Genomic DNA, 17,341 nt, shown 5'->3' with positions numbered 1-17,341 from the left:
AAGGGCTGACCCACCCGTGCACCTCCTCCACCAGCGCGGCCCGCTGCACCACCTCCCCGACACCCCGGAGGCCTACGACGCGGTCCTCGCCGACGTCGCCGAACAGGCCCTCCGCCGCATCACCCCCGAGGGCAACCTCGAACACCCCGACTGCCAGGACGACATTGGGGACACCTCGCTCGGCCTGACGTCCCTGCTCGCCCTCGCCTGGCAGCGCGGCAAGGACCCGCGGCTGCCGGAGGCGGTACGGCGCAGCCTCGCCTTCCACCTCCGCGAGCGCGTCTACACCGAGGACAACCCCGGCTATCCGAACCTGAAGGTCCGCGACTCCGGCCTGCCGTACGCCCGTTACGTGCTGGAGGCGGGCGCGCACCCCATCGGCGACTGGCCGAGCACGGCATGGGCGCTGCTCCAGGCGGTCAACGTCCTGGACGCGACGGACGGCCTCGTCGACGACGAACAGCGCACCGCCCTGGCCGAGTTGGCGCACGGCTACTGGCGCTGGCTCACCGAGGCGACCTTCTTCAACCCGCAGGAGGCCGGCAACCAGGCCATCGGCTGCGTGGTCGGCGGCCTGATGCTGGCCCGCCATCTCCCGCCGGAGGAGGGCGAGTCGGTCCGCGCGCGTGCCCTCGGCGTGTACGCCGACGAGATCCGCGCCCACCGCGTGAGCGACCGCGGCGCCCTCCTCCCGCCCGAGCACGGCGGCGCCTACGACAACAACTACGGCCCGATCTCCCTGTCGTTCCTCGCCCAGGCCCACATCGTCAGCGGCGAGGACGTCTTCGCCGAGGACGGCGAGGCGCTCGCCCGCTACATCGACGCCCGCCTCACCAACGGCGGCTTCGACAACGGCGGTCCGCGCTACAGCGAGCAGCACTCCGGCTTCGAATCCGTCCTGGGCCTGCGCTACTTCGGCAGCCGGATCGGCTCGGACATCGGCCGCTACCGGGGCGACAGCCGCTGGGGCCGGCACGCGGTCAAGCCGGACGGGGGAGTGGACGGCCACTTCGCGTGGATGCTGGTCTGGCAGATCCAGGACGGCACACCGTGGCACCGCACACCGTCGACGGTGCCGGCCCGCCACCAACTCCGCGCCGGTACCGTGTCCGTGGCCTTCGACGACAGGATGACCCCGGCGGTGGTCGAGGCGGACGGCACGTACTACCTGCCCGCCGCCGTGAACCGGCAGCACGGCTTCGGCCCGGTGCTCGACGGCTTCCTGCTGTGCCGTCCGATGGGCGAGGTGCGGGTCAGGGACGTCCGGGCCGACGGCCTGACCGCCAAGCTGGTCACCAAGCCGGTCGTCGGCCGCGACCACGTCCTGCGGCACATCCGGTCCCTGTACGTCACCGACGGCACCCGGCTCTGGACGACCGTGGCGGTCGAACGGCTCGACGGCGCACCGTACTTGCTGGCCGGGCTGCCCTACGCGGCGGACGACGGCGAGCGGGTGCGCAGGACGGCGGAGGGCGACGTCACCGCCGCGGGCACCCTGCGCCTCACCCACCCGACGGCCGAGGACGCCGAGCACTTCGACGCCCGGTCCGAACTCACCCAGGAACAGGCCGCGTTCGCCCTCGCCGCCGACCCGCGCGGCTACGGCAACCCCGACGAGGGCTGGCGCCACCTGGTCGGCTCCTCGGCACTGGAGGCCGGACCGGCGCCGGGCGCTCCCGAGGACCTGCACGTGTTCGCCGTACGGTACGGACCCGGCGACGCCGCCTTCACGCCCGCGTTCGAGCCGGGTGAGGACGGCCTGACCGTGCGCACCGAGGCGTTCACCGCGGTGATCGGGCACGTGGCGGGCGGCCCCGACGCCGAGCCGGAGCTCACCCTGCGCGCCTGAGGGTCCTCAACCGCCTGCCCGCGCCGCCGAGTTCCGCTCCGGCGCGGGCAGCGCACCGGCCGGCACGACCAGCTCCGCCCGTTCCCGTGTCGTCGCCACCAGGTCGGCGTTGTGCTGGTCGGTGCCCGCCACCCATGCCACCGCCGTGGCGTGGTCCTTGCCGAACTCCTCGTGCCGGGCGACGAGTCGGCGGACGCGCTCGTCCTCGTCGACCTCGCAGAACCACACCTCGTCCAGGCACGGCCGTACCCGCGCCCATGAACCGGCGTGCAGGAGCAGGTAGTTGCCCTCCGTCACCACCAGCCGGGCCGTGGGCGGCACCGGGATCGCGCCCGCGATCGGCTGCTCCAGCACCCGTTCGAAGCCCGGCGCGTACACCACCTCGCCGGTCTCCTCGCGCAGCCGCCGCAGCAGCGCCGCGTAACCGGCCGCGTCGAAGGTGTCGGGCGCGCCCTTGCGGTCGCGGCGGCCGAGGCGGTCCAGTTCGACGTCGGCGAGGTGGAAGCCGTCCATGGGGACGTGCGCGACCCACGGCACCCCGCTGCCGTTCAGCTCCCGCACCAGGCGCTCGGCGAGGGTCGTCTTGCCCGCGCCGGGACTGCCGGCGATCCCCAGGACGGCACGCCGGCCGGGGGCGGTGAGCGCGGTGGCGCGGGCGAGGAGGTCGTCGAAAGTCAGCGGCACACGGAGAGTGTGCCATCCGTCCCGGCCGTCCGGCCGGGGCGATGGTGTGCCGAAGATCGGGAAGGCGACCCGGCGGAGAGACCATGGACTGGGGGACAGGAACAGGAGCCGACGCCATGTCCGACGACGTGACACAGATCCGTACCCTCATCACCGGCTGGGCCGAGGCCGTCCACCGCGGCGACCTCGACCGCGTCATGGCGGACCACGCCGAGGACCTGGTGATGTACGACGTCCCGCCCCCGCACGCGGGCATCCACGGCCTCGCGGCCTACCGCGCGACCTGGCCGCCGTTCTTCGAGTGGCAGGCCCAGGGCGCCCGCTTCGACATCGACTCCCTCGACATCACGGCCGGCACGGACGTCGCCTACGCCCATGCCCTGCTCCGGTGCGGCACTCCCGAGGAGTTCGCCGAACACCCCACCCTGCGGCTGCGGCTGACCTTCGGCCTGCGCAAGGAGCGGGGCCGGTGGCTGGTCGCCCACGAGCACCACTCGTTCCCGCACGACTGACCCGCTCAGCCCGCCTCGCGGACCAGCTCGTCGGCGACCCAGTGCGCCACCCCGTCGGGGTACGGCGAGGGGAGCCCGAGCACGATGTGGGGGAAGCCCGCGTCGAGCGCCTCGCGGATCGCCGCGCGGGTGGCCTCGGGGCGGTCGTAGGAGACGGAGAGGTGGATGGAGCGGGTGATGGCGGCCGGGTCGCGGCCGATGTCGGCGCAGTAGCGGTCGAGGAGGGCGCTGCGGGCGATGGCGTCGGTGATGTCGCCGCCGGGGATGTTCCACAGGTCGGCGTGCTCGGCGACCACGCGGAGCGTCGCGGCCGAGCGTCCGCCGATGAGGATCGGCGGGTGGGGGCGCTGGACGGGTTTCGGATTGCCGAACGCCCCGGTCAGCCGGTGGTGGGTGCCCTCGAAGTCGAACGGCTTCTCCTCCGTCCACAGCCGGCGGATCAGCGTGCAGGCCTCGGCGAGGCTCGCCACGGCGTGCGCGGAGTCGTGGAAGGGGAGGCCGTGTGCCGCGTACTCCCGCCGGGCCAGCGGATGATCCGGGCGTGAGCCGACGCCGATGCCGAAGTCGAGCCGTCCGCCGGAGACGATGTCGACGGTCGTGGCGATCTTCGCCAGCAGCGCGGGCGGCCGGAAGCGGTTGCTCGTCACCATCACGCCGAGCCGCAGCCGCCGGGTCTGCGCGGCGAGGGCCGACAGCAGTGTCCAGCCCTCGAAGGCCGGACCGTCCGGGTCACCGCCGATCGGCATGAGGTGGTCGAAGAGCCAGGCGTGCTCGATCTCCGGGACGGTGTCCGCCTCGCGCCAGACACGGAGCAGGTCGTCGTAGCCGACCTGCATGGGGGCGGTCATGATTCCGAAGCTGGGGCGGGGGGCGTCGGGCATGGTGTCGTCCGTTCCTCGACAAGGCGGGCGGCGGGCACGGCGTGGTCGGCCGGCCTCCGCTCTGGCATCATGGGCAAGCGGAACCTTGTTCCGGAAACGATACGGAACGCTGTTCCGTTTTGGCAAGTCGCGAGATGGAGGAGTTGCGCGGTGAGTGAGAGCGGTGCGGACGCGGGACCCATGGCCCCGGCGAAGGCGGCGGACGGCCCGTCCAGGCGTGCGGACGCCCGGCGCAACAAGGAGACCCTTCTCGACGCCGCCGCCAAGGTCTTCGTCGCGTCGGGCGTCGACGCCCCGGTGCGTGACATCGCACGCGAGGCCGGAGTCGGACTCGGCACCATCTACCGGCACTTCCCGACCCGCGCGGATCTCGTCATCGCCGTCTACCGCCACCAGATCGAGGCCTGCGCCGAAGCCGGCCCGGCGCTGCTGGCGAGCAGCGCGACGCCGTACGCCGCGCTGCGCGAGTGGATCGATCTCTTCGTCGACTTCCTGGTCACCAAGCACGGCCTCGCCGCCGTGCTGCGGTCCGACACGGCCGGTTTCGAGGCGCTGCACGGCTACTTCCTGGAACGCCTGCTGCCCGTGTGCGCCGAGCTGTTCGACGCGGCGGTCGCCGCCGGCGAGGTCCGGTCCGACCTGACCGCCTACGAGATCATGCGCGGCGTCGGCAACCTCTGCGCCGGCGTGGAGGGCGACGACCGCTACGACGCGCTCCGGCTGGTCGACGTCTTCGCCGCGGGCATGCGTCTGCCCCGCTGACGGGTCGCCGCCCGCGTTCATGGACGGGTCGCCGGAGCGTCGTCTCCCGGCCATCCGGCGCTGAGACGTTCCCTCTGTCGATAAAGTTGGCTATACAACTTGGCGAGAGAGTGATGGCGATGTCACCGTCCGTAGAAGAACTGCCGCTCACCTGGCTGCGGGACAACTGTCCCTGCCCCCGGTGCCGCGACCCGCGCAACGGCCAGAAGCTGTTCCAGATCACCGACCTGCCCACCGACCTCGCGCTCGGCGCCGTACGGCCGGCCGCCGACGGCGTCGAGGTCGACTGGGCACCCGACGGACACCGGTCCGTGTACCCCACGCGCTGGCTCACCGCCCACCGCCCCGGGACCGGCGGCGACCCCGGTGACCGGCGCGGCGAGAACGGCAAGACCCTGTGGACGGCCGCCGACCTGAACGGCCGTCTCCCCGAGGCCGGTTGGGCCGAGTACCAGGGTGATCCGGCGGTCAGGGCGCGCGTACTGGAGTCGGTCGTCGGGCTCGGCTTCGCCGTGCTCCGCGACGTACCGTGCCGCCCGGGACAGGTCCTGGAGGTGGCGGAGACCTTCGGGTACGTCCGCGAGACCAACTACGGGCGGCTCTTCGACGTACGGGTCGAACCGGACCCCAGCAACCTCGCCTTCACCGGCGCCCGGATCACCCCGCACACCGACAACCCGTACCGCGACCCCGTCCCCACCCTCCAGCTCCTGCACTGCCTCACCAACGCGGCGACCGGCGGGGGCTCCGGACTGGTCGACGGGTTCAAGGCCGCCGCACTGCTGCGCGCCGAGAACCCGGAGGCGTTCGGCGTGCTGACCCGCACCCCCGTCCCCTTCCGCTTCAGCGACGCGCACACCGCGCTGGCCGCCGACCGGCCGCTGATCGACGTCGACGGACACGGCCGGATCCGCGAAGTGCGCTTCAACAACCGCTCCATAGGTACCCTGTTGCTCCCCGCCGCCGAACTGGAGGCCTTCTACCGGGCCTACCGCGCCTTCGCCGAGATCACCCTGCGCCCCGAACTCCAGCTGGAATTCAGGCTGTTGCCCGGCGACTGCCTGATCTTCGACAACGTCCGGCTGCTGCACGCGCGCACCGCCTTCGAGGAGAGCGGCGCCCGCCACCTCCAGGGCGCCTACGCCGACATCGACGCACTCGCCGGCACGCTGGCCGTCCTGCGCCGCGAACGAGCCGTGGCCGCGGGGAAGTTCGTGGACGAACTGGCCGGACTCTTCGCGGGCGAGGGCGCGAGCGCCTACCTGGGGGAGGAGGTGACGATGGCCCAGCACATGCTCCAGTCGGCCGCGTGCGCCGAACAGGCCGGTGCGCCCGACGCGTTGGTCGCCGCCGCACTGCTGCACGACCTCGGACACTTCCACGGACCGGTCAGCGGCGAGGAGTTGATGCAGGGCACCGACAACCGGCACAGCCACACCGGGGCGGACCGGCTGGCCGAGTGGTTCGGACCCGAGGTCACCGAGCCGATCCGGCTGCACGTCGCGGCCAAGCGGTATCTGTGCGCGGTCGAACCCGGCTACTTCGACCGTCTCTCCCCGGCGTCGGTGCACACACTGGAGGTGCAGGGCGGCCCGATGTCCGAGGCCGAGGTCGCCGCGTACGAGGCGAACCCCTACGCGGCCGACGGGGTCGCGGTGCGCCGCTGGGACGACGAGGGCAAGGACCCCGAGGCGCCCACCCCGGACTTCGGGCATTTCCGGCCGCTGCTCACGGCCCTGCTGCGGACCGGCTGAGGTCAGGCTCCGTCGGCCGGGCGGCGGGCCAGCGAACCGGCGGCGGCCGAACTGTGCACCGTGAAGGCCACCGTCTCCGGGAGATACCGGTCCTCGGACCACTCGACCGGGATGCCCGCCGGATCGGTGCTGCACCGGCGCTCCCGCAGCAGCGGATCGCCGGGCCGGCAGCCGAGCAGCCGGGCGTCCTCCTCGTCGGCCCGGCACAGGTCGATCGTGTGCTGGGCGTCCGCGATCAGCACGCCCGACTCCTCCAGGGCGACGGTGTGCGACACGGTGTCGGTCGGCAGCCCGGCGATCAACTCGCCCACGGCGGGCGGATACACGGTCCGCTCGATCATCACCGGCCGCCCCGAGAGCGTGCGCAGCCGCCGTACCTCGTACACCTCATCCCCGGCCGCCAGCCGCAGTTGTTCGCGCTCGGCCGGGTCGGCGGGTCGGGTCTCCACGGCGACGGTCCGGCCGCCGGGCTCCTCGCCCGTCGACCGTGCCCAGCGGGTGAAGCTGAGGAGTTCACCGAAGCTCTGCGGCCGGGGCGAGCCGATCACGACCCGGCGGGTGCCGCGCCGGGAGGCGATCAGGCCCTCGGTGCGCAGCAGCGCCATCGCCTGGCGGACCGTGCCCCGCGAGACGCCGTAGCGCTCGGCGAGTTCGCCCTCGGCGGGCAGCCGGCCGCCGGAGCCGTAGCGGCCCTCGCCGATCTCCCGGCCGAGGTCGGCCGCGACCTTCCGGTACATCGCCGGGGGTCTCCCCGTGCCGGCCGGGCCGTCCGTCACCGCGTGGCTCTCCGTCCTGAACGCTTCGGTCCCGCGGCCGTCAGCCGTTGCCGGCGTTCCCGGCGCTCTTCTTGTTCCTGATCCGCTCGGCTTCCTTGCGGACCCCGGCCTGGGTGGCGCGCTCCTTCTCCAGCCACTCGGGCCCGTCCGTCTTCAGCGCCTCGATCTGCTCGGTGGTGAGCGGCTCGGTGACCCCGCCGCGCGCGAGACCGGCGATGGAGACGCCGAGCCTGGAGGCGACGACCGGGCGCGGGTGCGGGCCGTTGGCGCGCAGCTCGCGCAGCCACTCCGGCGGGTTGGCCTGCAGCTCGTTCAGCTCGGTGCGGGAGACGTCACCCTTCTGGAACTCGGCGGGGGTGGCCTCGAGGTACACACCCAGCTTCTTCGCCGCCGTGGCGGGCTTCATGGTCTGGGTGGTCTGGTGCGACTTCATGCGGTCAAGAGTATCGACCGCGTTCGAGACCGCCGACCACGGCGGGTAACCTTGCGGGGTGACAGGCTCGGAGGCATCCCCCACGTTCCGGCTCGCGTACGTCCCCGGGGTGACGCCCGCCAAGTGGGTGCGGATCTGGAACGAGCGCCTGCCCGACGTCCCCCTCGTCCTCGTCCCGGTCCCGGCGGCGGACGCGTCCGACGTGCTGCGGCGCGGCGAGGCCGACGCCGGACTCGTACGGCTGCCGGTCGACCGTACGGTCCTCAGCGCGATCCCCCTCTACACCGAGGCGACCGTCGTCGTCGCCCCGAAGGACCATGTCGTGACGGCGGCCGAAGAGGTGTCCCTCGACGAACTCGCCGACGAGACCGTCCTGCACCCCCTCGACGACGTCCTCGGCTGGGAACAGCCGCCGGGGGAGCCCGCGTTCGAGCGTCCCGCGACCACCGAGGACGCCGTCGAACACGTGGCGTCGGGCATCGGCCTCCTCTACGTCCCGCAGTCCCTGGCCCGGCTGCACCACCGCAAGGACCTCACCTACCGGACCGTCCTCGACGCCCCCCAGTCGGACGTCGCCCTGTCCTGGCCGGAGGACGCGACCACCGACCTCGTCGAGGACTTCATCGGCATCGTGCGCGGGCGCACGGTCAACAGCACGCGGGGCCGTACACCGACGCCCCCGCAGCCGAAGACCAAGGCGAAGCGGCCCGACACCCCGGCCAGGCGCAAGCCGGCGGCGGGGAAGGCGGGTGGCAAGACGGCCGGCAGGAACCCCCGCGGCTCCTCCGGCGGCGCGAAGGGCGCCAAGCGCGGCAAGCCTCGCGGCCGCTGACAGGGACGTGTCCGCGGTCCGTGGACCGGCCGACCGCCGCTCAGCCTCCGGCGAGCAGATCGCGCAGGGCCCGTTCCTCCTCCGGGCTCAGCCCGGTCACGAACTGCTGCAGCGCGGCGATCGGATCCGGACCCCGGTCCAGCGCCTCGTGCATCGCCTGGGCGGTCGACTCGGCCGCGTTCTTCGCCGGCCGGTACGCGCCGCGCCGCCCCTCCGCGTCCCGCAGGACGAGCCCTTTGTCGTAGAGCCGCTTGAGGATCGTGTGCACGGTGTTGTACGCGAGGGGTCCGTCGATCCCGGACTGGATCTCGGCGGGTGTCAGAGGGCGGTCGGTCGCCCACAGCGAGGCGAGGACCTCGCTCTCCAGCGCACCGGCGCTGCGCCGCTCGGCCCGGGTCCGCGGGTCTGTGCCAGCCATGCTCCTCACCTTACAGCGTGTAGGGCGGGGCTTGACCAGCATCTCCACTCTGACCAGGGGTTTTGCCCTGGTTGGGGCCCGAACCGGCCTGTCCTGTCAGACCGACTCGCGGGCGACGACCCGCGCGGGCCGGGGCTCCAGGGTGCTGGTGTCGAGTCCCAGAGCGAGTCGGGCGCTGAGCCGGCCGTGGACCTCGCCGTCGACGTCGATCGTGGTCAGCGAGGGGACGACGTGTTCGCCGTAGCCGTTGTCGTCGAAGCCGATCACGGCGGTGTCGGCCGGTACCCGTCGGCCAAGGTCGCGCAGGGCGGTGAGGACGCGCAGGGCCACGTCGTCGTTGAAACCGGCGATGGCGGTCACCTGGGGATCCTGGGCGAGGAGCGCGGCGACGGCGTCCGCGCAGGCGGACCGCGGGCGAGGGGCGACGAAGGACACCGGAGCCGGGATGCCGAGGCCGCGCGCGGCGTCCCCGGTGAAGCGCAGGCGGGCCTCGGCGAGCGGTGACCCGGTGTCCGGCAGCGCGAGGGCGATGCGGGTGTGACCGTGGTCGACGAGGTGGCGGAGCTGGAGGGCGGTGTGGGCGGCGAGACCGCCCCGCCAGCCGCCTCCCAGGTCGTCGAGGACGTGACCGGTCAGGTATGTCTCGCCGAAGCGGATCACCGCGCGGGGCACGATGGCGTCGAGGACCTGCTGGGTGGACTGCGCGGTGTGCCGACCGTGCCGGACCAGCAGGACGTGGTCGTGGGCGGCCAGCTCGGTGTCGAGTCCGTGGATGTAGCCGCGGGAGTACGCGCCTTCCATGCCCGCGTCGATGTTCAGGACGACGACCCGCGAGGTTCCCTCGCGCAAGGCCCGTGCCACGCCGTGCGGAACGTAGCCGAGCGTCCGGGCCGCTTCCTTGACCCGGTCACGGGTGGCGGCGGAGATGGTCTGGTGAGGGTCGTCGTTGAGAACGAAACTGACGGTGGCGCGAGAGACACCGCTCGCCGCGGCCACGTCGTTCAGCGTGACTCTTCTGGACGTCCCCATCACCTCTGCTCCGACGCTGTCGTGCCCACCCGAATCCCAGGGGGCACGGCGTCCGGCCATTGTAAGGAGGCTGAGGACGCCCAGGAGGCGGACGGGAGCCGAGTCGTCCCGGGGAAAGGCGCCGCACGGGTCTCGCCAAGCTCCGATCCTGTCTGCTAGCTTGCGCTAGATCGTTCTAGTGATTCTGGCGATCTCCTTTTCCTCCCGAAGTGCGTCGACTGGGACGAGCCGCGTCACTAGATCGATCTAGCGCTTCAGGGGATGGCTTTGAGAGGAGCCGCAATGGCAACCCCCAGTCTTCAGGACGGCATCGACAAGGCCGGTTCGCCCATCGGTCTGCTGTGGCGGCCGAACGCCGAGCCGTGGACCCCGGAGGTGATCGACCGGGAGTACGTCGGCTGGCGCCAGGAGCAGGCGGCCTGGCACGAGGGCGTCGCACTGCTCAACCTCTCGCACCACATGTACGACATGTGGATCGAGGGCCCCGACGCCACCCGCGTACTGGCCGATTACGGCGCCAACAACTTCGAGAAGTTCGCGATCGGCCAGGCCAAGCAGTTCGTGCCCGTCACCCGCGACGGCAAGATCGTCACCGACGGCATCCTCGCCCGGCACGCCGAGAACAAGTACCTGCTCAGCGGCGTCCCCGCCGCCCAGCACTGGGTGCGGTACCACGCGGAGAAGGGCGGCTACGACGTCGGCTTCGAGACCGACGCGTCCTCGGCGTTCCGCCCCGGCGGCGGTGACCCCAAGCTGTTCCGCTACCAGATCCAGGGTCCGCTGGCGCTGGAGCTCATCGGAAAGGTCTTCGGCGGTCCGCTGCCGGGGACCAGGTTCTTCCACTCGACGCCGGTCACGCTCGACGGCCGCTCCTTCGAGGCCCTGCGCCACGGCATGGCCGGACAGGCCGGCTACGAGTTCATCGGCCCCTGGGAGCACGCGGCGTACGTGCACGAGGCATTCCTCAGGGCCGGCGAGCCGCTGGGCCTGGTCCAGGTCGGCGCGCTGGCGTACGCCACGCCGAGCGTCGAGAGCGGTTGGATCCCCTCCCCGGTGCCGGGCATCTACCTCGACCCCGACCTCGCGGAATACCGCGCATGGCTGCCCCTGTTCGGCATCGAGGGGAAGCGTCCCCTCAACGGCAGCTACTTCTCGGAGGACATCGCCGACTACTACGTCTCCCCGTACGAGCTGGGCTACGGCAGGCTGATCCACTTCGGCCACGACTTCCACGGCCGTGACGCCCTGCTCAAGGCCAAGGACGAACCCCGTCGCACCAAGGTCACGCTGGTGCTCGACGCGGACGACGTGCGCCGGGTCGTGGGCGGGGGAGAGGACCCCGGCTTCGTCCTCACCTACGCCCGCCACCGGGTGGAGACCTCGGCCGGACTGGTCGGTACGACCATGCAGTCCGCGTCGATCGACCCCGTCGGCTCGGTCCTGGCGCAGACGCTGATCGACTCGGCCCACGCCGAGCCCGGCACCGAGGTGACCGTCGTCTGGGGCGAGCACCCGGGACCGGGTACCGACCCCGAGGCCGACCTCGGGTTCCCGCGCATCCGCGCGACCGTCCAGCCGAGCCCGTTCGACCGGCACGCGCGCACCGAATACCGGCGCGGGTAGCCCCGCCGGCTGCCGGTGAGCCGGCTGCGGGTCCGCAGGGGCCGGTCGCGCGGTTCCCCGTCCCGTCGGGGTGCGACGGACATCGCCGGAACTGCTTGCGCACCGCCCCTGCCCCGCCCGTTTCCCTCTTTCCCCATCGACTTCCCCATCGACGAGGAGCACGATGAACCCCCTCAGCACGGCCCCGGCGGCGGTGAGCACATCGCTGCTGGAGGACTTCTCCCTGGAGATGACAGGCAAGGACGTCCCGAAGCTGGAAGAGGCCCGGGACACCATCCCGCAGGGCACCCGCATCAACGTCACCTTCCTCGGCAACGAGAACCTGGAGATGCGCCTGGCGGCATCCCGGGCCGTCAAGCGCCTCGGTTTCGTGCCCGTGCCGCACATCTCCGCCCGCCGGCTCGCCTCGCGTGGCGAGTTCGAGGAGTTCCTCGCCGCCCTGCGGGCCGACGGCACCGGAGCGAACGTCTTCACCGTCGGCGGAGATCCCACTCGGCCCGAGGGCCCGTACGAGGACTCGCTCGCGCTCATCGAGACGGGACTGCTGCGGGAGTTCGGCGTCCGGCACGTCAGCATCAGCGGTTACCCCGAGGGGCACCCCGCCATCGGAGGCGACGCGCTGTGGTCCGCGCTGCGCGACAAGAGCGCGTCCATCGCCGGGCAGGAACTCGACGGCGGTGTCATCACACAGTTCGGCTTCGACGTGGACCCCGTCCTGGACTGGCTGGAGCAGGTGCGTGCCGAGGGCATCGCGCTTCCCGTCCGGATCGGCGTCCCGGGCCCAGCCGGTGTCCGGCGACTGATGTCGTACGCCGCCCGGTTCGGCGTCGGCACCAGCGCCTCGATCGCCAAGAAGTACGGCCTGTCCCTCACCAACCTGATGGGTACCGCCGGTCCCGACAGGTTCCTGCGGGCGCTCGCCGAGGGATACGACCCGGCCCGCCACGGAGACATGAAGATCCACTTCTACACCTTCGGCGGGCTGCGGGCCACGGCCGAATGGATCGCCCGGTTCCGGAAGGACAACCTCGTATGACCGTCACGCGGACCGCCCCCGACACCGTCACCCCGAAGACCGGGGGAGCGGGGCACCAGGCGTCACTGATCGTCCAGGGCGCCGACGCCACCGGCATCGTCGCGGCCGTGACCTCGGTCCTCGGCCGGCACGGCGCCAACATCGTCTCCCTCGACCAGTACTCCGACAACCCGCAGGGCGGCGCCTTCTTCCAGCGCACCGTCTTCGGACTGGACGGTCTGCGGGCCGAACTGCCCGGTCTGCGCGCCGACTTCGACAAGGAGCTGGTGAAGCGGTACGGCCTCGGCTACACCCTGCGCGACCTGTCCGTGCCGAAGCGGGTGGCGATCTTCGCCTCCAAGTCCGACCACTGCCTGCTCGACCTGCTCTGGCGCCACCGGCAGGGTCAACTCCCCGTCAGCATCGCCATGGTGATCTCCAACCACCCCGACACGGCCGAAGAAGTACGGTCGTTCGGCATTCCCTTCTTCCACGTGCCCTCCATGGGCCCGGACAAGTCGGCCGCCGAGGCCGAACACCTGCGGCTGCTCAAGGACAACGTCGACTTCGTCGTCCTGGCCCGCTACATGCAGATCCTCTCCGGCGACTTCATCGAGCGGGTCGGCGTGCCGATCATCAACATCCACCACTCCTTCCTGCCCGCCTTCATCGGCGCCGGCCCGTACGCCAAGGCCAGGGAACGCGGCGTGAAGCTGGTCGGCGCCACCGCCCACTACGTCACCGAGGACCTCGACGAGGGCCCGATCATCGAGCAGGACGTGGTGCGCGTCAGCCACGCCCACACCGCCGCCGACCTCACCCGCCGCGGCGCCGACGTGGAACGCGCCGTCCTCTCCCGCGCGGTGCTGTGGCACGCCGAGGACCGGGTCATCCGCGACGGCAAGCACACCATCGTCTTCGCCTGAGGCGCGCGTCGGCCCAACGCCCGCACCGCGAAAGGCGGTTGTGCCGGAGCTGGTGCCGGACAGCCAGCCGCATTCCGCTGATCCATCCGTCCGCACGTCCGCACGTCCGCGCGTCCGCCCGTCCCCCCGTGCATCCGCCGGCCCTCACGTCCGCGGTCGGTCCGCCACGACCCGGCGGGCAGTCCTTCGCGCCGGGTGAGGAGTCCACCAGCAGAGAGCGGTTCACCATCATGACAACCACCATCGACGGGGCCCGGATCGCCCGTGACATCCGGGCCCGGGTCGCTCAACGGGTCGCCGAGGCCGCGGCCCGCGGCCGGGTACCGGGGCTGGCGACCCTCCTGGTCGGCGACGATCCGGCCAGCGCCGTCTACGTCGCGGCCAAACGGCGCGCCATCCGCGAGGCCGGCATGCGCGACTTCCACCGCCACCTCCCCACGCACGCCCGCCACGAGGAAGTCGCCTCGCTCATCGACGAGTTGGCGGCCGACCCGGACGTCTCCGGCATCCTCCTCCAACTGCCGCTGCCGGCAGGCCTGGACGCAGCGCCCCTGATCGACCGGATCCCCGCCGCCAAGGACGTCGACGGACTGACCACGGCCAGCGCCGGCCGACTGGCGCGCGGGGAAAGGGGGTTGCGCCCCTGCACCCCGAGCGGGGTCGTCGAACTCCTCGACGCGGAGGGCATCGGGATCAAGGGCGCGCGCGTCGCGGTCGTCGGCTGGGGCGAACTCGTCGGCCGTCCTCTGGCCCACCTGCTGCTGAGGCGCGGCGCCACCGTCACGGTCGCCCACGAGTTCACCGCCGACCTGGCGGCCGTCACCCGCCCCGCCGACATCGTCGTCGTCGCCACCGGCGTACGGGGACTCGTCGGCCCCGAACACGTCAAGCCCGGCGCCACCGTCATCGACGTGGGCATCCACCGCACCGCCGACGGCCTGACCGGCGACGTCCGCGCCGCCGAACTCGACGGCATCGCCGGCCGCATCACCCCCGTACCGGGCGGGGTCGGCCCGATGACCATCGCCATGCTGATGGTCAACACCCTCCGCGCGGCCGAGTGGAACACAGAGAAGGAGCTGCCGCCTCATGTGCGAACCCCTCGGTGAGCCGCCGTCCCGCCGGACGATGCTGGCCGCGATGACCGCTGCCGCTGCCGCTGCCGCTGCCGCTGCCGCCGTCGCCGTACCGCTGCCCGGCGCGGAGCAGGCCGCGGCCGTGACGGACACCGGACCCGCGCCCTCGGCGACGGGCCTGTCCGTGACGCTGCTCGGCACCAACGGCGGGCCGCCGCCCCTGCCCGACCGCTACGGCATCTCGTCGGCGCTGACGGTCAACGGCCGGACGTATGTCGTCGACTGCGGACGCGGAGCGGTCACCCAGTACCTGCGCGCCGGTCTGTCGATGCCGTCGCTGGCCGGGATCTTCCTCACCCACCTGCACGCGGACCACGTCGTCGACTACTACTCCTTCCCGCTGCTGTCGGCGGGCGCCGCGGGCACGCAGGGCTTCCAGAACCCGATCGAGGTCTACGGCCCCGGTTCCGCCGGTGTCGCGTCGACCGTCGCCGGGGCTCCCGGGACCGTGCCGGGCACCGTCGGGATGACGAGGCTCGCGGGTCGGGCGTACGCGGCGTCGCCGACCTTCTTCATGGCCGAGCACGCGGGCATCGACCCGGCGACCCTGCTGCGCGTCCACGACGTACTGCCACCGTCCGGCACGGGCGCGTCCGCGACGGACCCCGCGCCGGCCATGGCGCCGTTCACCGTCATGGAGAACGACGACATGAAGGTCACCGCCGTCCTCGTCCCGCACGGCGCGGTGTTCCCCGCCTACGCGTACCGCTTCGACACCGACCACGGCAGCGTCGTCTTCTCCGGCGACACGGCACCGACCCCCAACATCATCAGGCTCGCGGCGCACGCGGACGTCCTCGTCCACGAAGCCCTCTACCCGGCGGGCCTCGCGCGTCTCGGTCTGCCCCGGACGCTGATCGACCACATCACCTCGGCCCACACCGACGTGGCCCGACTCGGCCGGATCGCGGCCGAGTCGGAGGCCGGGACGCTGGTGGCGACCCACCTCGGACCGGGCCGGCAGGCCGTGGTGCCCGACGCGACCTGGCGGCGGCTGCTCCACGACAGCGCCCGCCGCGCCGACTTCGGCGGACCGACGGTGCTGGGCACGGACCTGATGCGTCTGCCGGTACATCGGCGCGGGCCCCGCCGGTCCTGAACCACCCGGTGTTGCGCGGACGTTCGGCATTGCTTGCGCCCTGGGACCGGTCTCCGGTCCGGCACGCCTCTCGCCCCGACCCGGAACGCCTGTTACCGTCCGACTTAATCGATCTAGCCCAAGTTGCCGCTCCAGACGGCACCCTGGACGACCGCCACTCGACGGAGAGTGAAATGGACCTTCTCTCACAGCAGCGCGGTACCTATGAAGCGGTCCTCCGGCTGCACGACGCACCGCTCGTCACCGAGCGCCCGGCGATGTTCAGCCCGGCCGCCGCGGCCCAGGACGAGGGCAACACGCGGGGCACCTACGGTCGCTTCGCGCAGATACTGCTGCCCGAGGAGTACTCGGACTGGGCCGAGGAGAGCGCCGCCCATGTCGGCTCGTGCTACCTCGGCGACTGGACCTCGCTGCACAAGGTGAAGGTGCACGGCCCGCAGGCGCTCGCGTTCCTGAGCCGGCTGGGCATGCGGGACCTGTCCCGCTTCGAGGCCGGGCAGATCAAGCACCATGTGCAACTCGACGACAACGGCTGGATCGCCTCCGAAGGCGTGCTGTGCCGGCTCGGCCCCGAGGAGTTCGTCTACACCGCGGGCAGCTGCGACTGGCTGCTGTGGCAGCTGAGCCGCGGCGGTTGGGACGCGGCGGCGACCGACATCAGCGCCGACCGGTTCGTCTTCGGCGTCCAAGGACCGGCGTCCCTGGCCGTGTTGGAGAAGCTGACGGGCGACGACCTCCGCGACATCGGCTTCAGCCGCAGCCGCATGACGACGGTCGACGGGGTCCCGGTACGGGTCCTGCGCACCGGCATCTCGGGTGAGCTCGGGTACGAACTGCACGGGCCGACCGAGCATGCCAACGAGATCTGGGCGGCGGTCGTGGCGAGCGGCCAGGACGCCGGTCTGCGTCAACTCGGCTTCCGGGCCCAGCCTGTTCAGCACATCGAGGCCGGGATCGCGACCAACGGCCTCGACTATCTGCCGGCGTCGATCCTCACCCCGGGTGCGCCGAGGCAGTTCCGCAAGGGCGTGCCCACCGGAAGTTACGTCCCGACCGGCGGGATCACCGACTACTTCCGCAAGCCGGCGGAACTGGGCTGGGGCTTCCGCAAAGGTGTACCCGACCGCGACTTCATCGGCCGGGACGCTCCGCTCGCGGACGCCGAAAAGGGCGCTCCAGGACGGCAGTTGACGGGTCTGCGCTGGAACAGTCAGGACGTCGCCGCCGTCCTGACCTCGCTCCTGAGCGAGGCCGAGCTGCCCGACCAGATGGAGTTGCCGCGCGCCCGCGGCCCCCACTTCGACCAGGTGCTGGTGGCCGGCGCTCCGGTGGGCGTGGCGACGGGCCGCACCGTGAGCCCGACCCTGCGGGCGATGATCTCCCTCTGCGTGCTCGACCTCGCGCACACGGCGCCCGGCACCGAGGTCACCGTCCTGTGGGGCCGGCCGGGCACCCCGCAACGGGAGATCCGCGCGACGGTCACCGCACTGCCGTTCAAGCCGGACAACCGCCGCACCGACGTCACCGCACACTCCTCGCTCCACCCTGTGCGCCCCCGCCCTCAGCGGTAAAATCCAATCAAACCGGACAGGTGCGGGATCCTCGGCGCACG

17 protein-coding genes are annotated in these 17,341 nt (G+C 72.2%); 11 read left to right on the top strand and 6 right to left on the bottom strand.

The genetic code is table 11. The annotated features are described in order from the left end of the window. The first annotated feature begins 16 nt into the window (after positions 1–16). Positions 17–1,849: a hypothetical protein gene (locus ACIPTO_RS19185; protein ID WP_401193543.1), complete on the top strand. Its 1,833-nt coding sequence runs from the start codon at positions 17–19 to the stop codon at positions 1,847–1,849. Between the two features lie 6 nt (positions 1,850–1,855). Here the strand turns inward: ACIPTO_RS19185 and ACIPTO_RS19180 are convergent, their stop codons facing one another. Continuing rightward, positions 1,856–2,533: a nucleoside/nucleotide kinase family protein gene (locus ACIPTO_RS19180; protein ID WP_401193540.1), complete on the bottom strand. Its 678-nt coding sequence runs from the start codon at positions 2,531–2,533 to the stop codon at positions 1,856–1,858. A 116-nt stretch (positions 2,534–2,649) separates the two neighbouring features. On the opposite strand from ACIPTO_RS19180, the gene ACIPTO_RS19175 reads away from it, so the two are divergent. Then, positions 2,650–3,045 carry a YybH family protein gene (locus ACIPTO_RS19175; protein ID WP_401193537.1) on the top strand — a complete coding sequence of 132 codons (396 nt, stop codon included), beginning with the start codon at positions 2,650–2,652 and terminating at the stop codon, positions 3,043–3,045. A gap of 5 nt (positions 3,046–3,050) precedes the next feature. Here the strand turns inward: ACIPTO_RS19175 and ACIPTO_RS19170 are convergent, their stop codons facing one another. Beyond that, on the bottom strand, positions 3,051–3,926 hold the full coding sequence (locus tag ACIPTO_RS19170; RefSeq protein WP_401193535.1) for an LLM class flavin-dependent oxidoreductase: 876 nt from the start codon (positions 3,924–3,926) through the stop codon (positions 3,051–3,053). 180 nt (positions 3,927–4,106) lie between these two features. Between ACIPTO_RS19170 and ACIPTO_RS19165 the strand changes: the two genes are divergently transcribed. Next, entirely contained in the window at positions 4,107–4,688 is a 582-nt protein-coding gene (locus ACIPTO_RS19165) for a TetR/AcrR family transcriptional regulator (RefSeq protein ID WP_401193671.1), read from the top strand. A 119-nt stretch (positions 4,689–4,807) separates the two neighbouring features. After that, a complete protein-coding gene (locus tag ACIPTO_RS19160; RefSeq protein WP_401193532.1) occupies positions 4,808–6,442 on the top strand; it encodes a phosphonate degradation HD-domain oxygenase in 1,635 nt (544 codons plus the stop codon). 2 nt (positions 6,443–6,444) lie between these two features. Here ACIPTO_RS19160 and ACIPTO_RS19155 read toward each other — a convergent pair whose 3' ends face one another. After that, positions 6,445–7,179, bottom strand: coding sequence for a GntR family transcriptional regulator (locus ACIPTO_RS19155; RefSeq protein ID WP_401193529.1), 735 nt, complete (start codon positions 7,177–7,179; stop codon positions 6,445–6,447). Between the two features lie 79 nt (positions 7,180–7,258). After that, positions 7,259–7,651, bottom strand: a complete 393-nt coding sequence (locus ACIPTO_RS19150; RefSeq protein WP_401193526.1) for a DUF5997 family protein — start codon at positions 7,649–7,651, stop codon at positions 7,259–7,261. Between the two features lie 58 nt (positions 7,652–7,709). Here ACIPTO_RS19150 and ACIPTO_RS19145 point away from each other — a divergent pair, with 58 nt between their 5' ends. Further along, positions 7,710–8,483, top strand: a complete 774-nt coding sequence (locus ACIPTO_RS19145) for a LysR substrate-binding domain-containing protein (RefSeq protein WP_401193524.1) — start codon at positions 7,710–7,712, stop codon at positions 8,481–8,483. Between the two features lie 40 nt (positions 8,484–8,523). Here the strand turns inward: ACIPTO_RS19145 and ACIPTO_RS19140 are convergent, their stop codons facing one another. Together ACIPTO_RS19140 and ACIPTO_RS19135 are read right to left on the bottom strand one after the other, a co-directional pair. Further along, complete coding sequence (locus ACIPTO_RS19140) at positions 8,524–8,901, bottom strand: BlaI/MecI/CopY family transcriptional regulator (RefSeq protein ID WP_366317239.1); 378 nt, start codon at positions 8,899–8,901, stop codon at positions 8,524–8,526. A gap of 96 nt (positions 8,902–8,997) precedes the next feature. After that, a complete protein-coding gene (locus tag ACIPTO_RS19135) occupies positions 8,998–9,930 on the bottom strand; it encodes a LacI family DNA-binding transcriptional regulator (RefSeq protein WP_401193521.1) in 933 nt (310 codons plus the stop codon). A gap of 282 nt (positions 9,931–10,212) precedes the next feature. On the opposite strand from ACIPTO_RS19135, the gene ACIPTO_RS19130 reads away from it, so the two are divergent. The 6 genes from ACIPTO_RS19130 (at position 10,213) to ACIPTO_RS19105 (ending at position 17,300) form a co-directional block, all read left to right on the top strand. Continuing rightward, a complete protein-coding gene (locus tag ACIPTO_RS19130) occupies positions 10,213–11,553 on the top strand; it encodes an aminomethyl transferase family protein (protein WP_401193518.1) in 1,341 nt (446 codons plus the stop codon). 163 nt (positions 11,554–11,716) lie between these two features. Then, on the top strand, positions 11,717–12,589 hold the full coding sequence (locus ACIPTO_RS19125; protein WP_401193516.1) for a methylenetetrahydrofolate reductase: 873 nt from the start codon (positions 11,717–11,719) through the stop codon (positions 12,587–12,589). Next, on the top strand, positions 12,586–13,494 hold the full coding sequence (gene purU / locus ACIPTO_RS19120) for a formyltetrahydrofolate deformylase (protein ID WP_401193514.1): 909 nt from the start codon (positions 12,586–12,588) through the stop codon (positions 13,492–13,494). The genes ACIPTO_RS19125 and purU overlap by 4 nt, the downstream gene beginning before the upstream one ends. Positions 13,495–13,724: 230 nt before the next feature. Beyond that, positions 13,725–14,603: a bifunctional 5,10-methylenetetrahydrofolate dehydrogenase/5,10-methenyltetrahydrofolate cyclohydrolase gene (locus tag ACIPTO_RS19115; protein WP_401193512.1), complete on the top strand. Its 879-nt coding sequence runs from the start codon at positions 13,725–13,727 to the stop codon at positions 14,601–14,603. Beyond that, positions 14,584–15,729 carry an MBL fold metallo-hydrolase gene (locus ACIPTO_RS19110; protein WP_401193509.1) on the top strand — a complete coding sequence of 382 codons (1,146 nt, stop codon included), beginning with the start codon at positions 14,584–14,586 and terminating at the stop codon, positions 15,727–15,729. The genes ACIPTO_RS19115 and ACIPTO_RS19110 overlap by 20 nt, the downstream gene beginning before the upstream one ends. Positions 15,730–15,902: 173 nt before the next feature. After that, the gene (locus ACIPTO_RS19105) at positions 15,903–17,300 is read left to right on the top strand and encodes an aminomethyl transferase family protein (protein WP_401193506.1); all 1,398 of its coding nucleotides are present in this window, start codon (positions 15,903–15,905) and stop codon (positions 17,298–17,300) included. The last annotated feature ends 41 nt before the right edge of the window (positions 17,301–17,341 follow it).

It is taken from the genome of Streptomyces sp. NPDC090083, from assembly GCF_044747445.1.
Taxonomy (GTDB): domain Bacteria; phylum Actinomycetota; class Actinomycetes; order Streptomycetales; family Streptomycetaceae; genus Streptomyces.
This window is presented reverse-complemented; position numbering and strand designations above follow the sequence as displayed.